This window comes from Streptomyces sp. 4F14 (genome assembly GCF_048159485.1).
In the GTDB taxonomy this organism is placed as follows: domain Bacteria; phylum Actinomycetota; class Actinomycetes; order Streptomycetales; family Streptomycetaceae; genus Streptomyces.
In genome coordinates this window covers 1-315 of the sequence record NZ_JBLRVY010000411.1, presented here as the reverse complement: position 1 = coordinate 315, position 315 = coordinate 1, and the positions used below count along the sequence as shown (strand labels likewise).

Sequence of the window (315 nt, the reverse complement as noted above, 5' to 3'; positions counted from 1 at the left end):
CGTGCAGTTCGCGGGCGATGCGGCTGCGCTCCTCCAGCACGGTGCGCCGGGCCCGCTCCTCGGCGGTGAGCGTCTCCTGCTCGACGAGCTGGGTGCGGGCCTCCCTGCGGCCGCGCAGCGCCATGCCGAGCACCACGGCCACCGCGAACAGCGACCCGGCGGCCACGCCGGTGCTCGTGTAGTCCGGGGCGCCCAGCAGTCCCTGGAAGAAATAGGTGACCAGCAGGGTCAGGCCCAGGGCCTCGGCGGACACCCGGGTGGGCACCCGCAGCGAGAGCAGCAGCAGCACCAGCAGCTGCGCGATGAGCCCGGACG

The 315-nt window shown here is 74.3% G+C and carries 1 pseudogene; it reads right to left on the bottom strand.

Features of this window, described 5'->3' with window-relative positions:
* Window positions 1–315, bottom strand: a pseudogene (locus tag ACLZOT_RS51350) (sensor histidine kinase); the annotation flags it as partial.